The organism is Nocardia sp. NPDC004722, assembly GCF_053601505.1.
This window is the reverse complement of sequence record NZ_JBSGBY010000955.1, coordinates 1-2,068: the sequence shown is the minus strand read 5'-3', so window position 1 is coordinate 2,068 and position 2,068 is coordinate 1. Positions and strand designations below refer to the sequence as shown.

Here is a 2,068-nt window from a genome sequence, read left to right as displayed (position 1 = left end):
CCGCACTCAGCTCAGCACGCAGCTACCCGTCCCGACCTGTGTCGATTGACTTGCCGCCGAGGTCAGCTCGGGCCGCACCTCGTCCAGGGTCAGCACATAGCCGGTGTCGTCGTCGGTCACGGCCGCGCCGAACACCACGCCCAGGATCCGGCCGTCGGTATCCACCAGCGGTCCACCGGAATTACCGGCACGCACCTGACCGCGGATCGTGTACACCTCACGCTTGACGTCGTTGTCGCGGTAGATGTTGGGTCCCTTGAGGTTCAGGGTCTCGCGTACACGCGCCGCGCTGGCGGTGTAGCGCCCGCCGCCCGGGTAGCCGAGCACGATCGAGCTCTCCCCCGACGTGGCATCGGCTGGGGCCAGGGTCAGCGGCGTCGCTTGCAAGCCGGGCACCGCGAGAATCGCGATGTCCTTGTTCGAGTCGAACAGCACGACCGTGGCGGGCAGCGACCCGCGCGCGGTGTCCACGCTGACGGTATTGGTGCCCGCGACCACGTGCGCATTGGTCATGATGCGCTCCGGGGCCACCACGAAACCCGAACCCTCCAGCTGCCGTTGGCAACTGGGCGCGATGCCGCGGATGCGCAGCACGCTGGTCTGCAACTGCTGGGCCACCGGCAGTTGCAGCACACTCGCGTCGGGCGGTTCCACGGCCGTGATCGGGACGTGCCCGAACGGCCCGATGACGTCCGGCAGCCCGGAAGTGTTGAGCAGGTTGGAGAAGTCGGTCGGCACCCGGCGCAGCCAGTCCGGCGCGACGTGGTCGACATTGCGCAGCACCTGGGAGTTGGTGACCGCGGCCGCGATTCCGGGCTGCGAGGAGTTGGTCAGCGGCAGCGCCAGCAGCCACGCGGTGGCCAGCACCGCCACCGCCTGCAGGCCCGCGCCGACCACGCTGTCCACGGTGCGGGTGAACGGATCGCGCATGCCGCCGCGCGCGGCCCGGCCGAGCACCATGCCCGCGACCTCGCCGACGATCACCAGCGCCACGATGAGCAGCACGCCCACCAGCACCCGGGTCCGGCCCTCGCTGAGGTGCTTGAGGATGTGCGGGGCGATCAGAATGCCCGCCACCGCACCGAGAATCACGCCTAGGAACGCCAGCGCCGAGGCGACCGCGCCCTGCCGCCACCCGGAGGTGGCGGCCAGCAACGCCAGAATGATGATGCCGAGGTCGAGCCAGCCAGAGGCGCTCATAATGTCATCCCTACCGCGGCCAGCGAGGCCTGCAGATCACGTACATCGTGATGGTCCCATTCGGTTTCCCACCCCGACACCGCCAGCAGTCCGGCGAGCACGCCGGCGGTGAACCCCCACACCAGCATTCCGTCCACGGCGAACGCCGGACCCATATAGCCCAGCGGATGCCGCACCACGAAACGGTTGGCCGGATCGATGAGCTCGGTGATCGGCACCCGCACCACGCGGGACGCCTCCGTCTCGCTCACCACTCCCACCTCGCCGGGAGTACGCCAATAGGCGACCACCGGTGTCACATCGAACCGCGAAGGCGGCACGAAGATCTTGGGCAGCACCGCGAGCGGCTCCACCCCCGCGGCGTCCAGGCCGGTCTCCTCCCACGCCTCGCGCAGCGCGGTGCTGATCGGGCCGTCGTCCTGCGGCTCGACGCCGCCACCCGGAAAGGCCACCTGGCCGCTGTGCTGGCGCAGGGTGGCGGCGCGCTGGGTGAGCAGCACGTCGGCATCGGCCGGAAGTCCGCCCGGCCCCGCCGGATCCGAATCCGGCGACCCGCCGAACAGCACCAGCACCGCCGCCTGGCGCGGCTTGGTCGCGGCGGCGGCGAAACGCATCATGGTGGTGCGCCGCAGCACCGGATTCACCCCCGCCGGATCGGCCGGATCATGTTCGGCCACACCGCGCAGCCAATCGGGAATTCCGTTGGCAGACGCCTCGAGTCTCACGCTTTCACTCCCAATTCGGCCGCGACGGTGGCGGAAATGTCCTCGACACTGCTGAAGGGACGCACCACGACTTTCGCAACGGTGCCATCGGCGCGCAACAGCACGGAAATCGGCAGCACGGCCGGAGCGTGGACCGCGTTGCG

At 69.8% G+C, this 2,068-nt stretch carries 2 protein-coding genes; both read right to left on the bottom strand.

Annotation, left to right across the window (positions count from 1 at the left end; all coding sequences use genetic code 11):
- Positions 1-6: 6 nt before the first annotated feature.
- On the bottom strand, positions 7-1,200 hold the full coding sequence (locus tag ACWELQ_RS44520) for a MarP family serine protease (protein WP_452402991.1): 1,194 nt from the start codon (positions 1,198-1,200) through the stop codon (positions 7-9).
- Entirely contained in the window at positions 1,197-1,925 is a 729-nt protein-coding gene (locus ACWELQ_RS44515; RefSeq protein WP_452402990.1) for an NUDIX hydrolase, read from the bottom strand. The genes ACWELQ_RS44520 and ACWELQ_RS44515 overlap by 4 nt, the downstream gene beginning before the upstream one ends.
- Positions 1,926-2,068 lie beyond the last annotated feature (143 nt).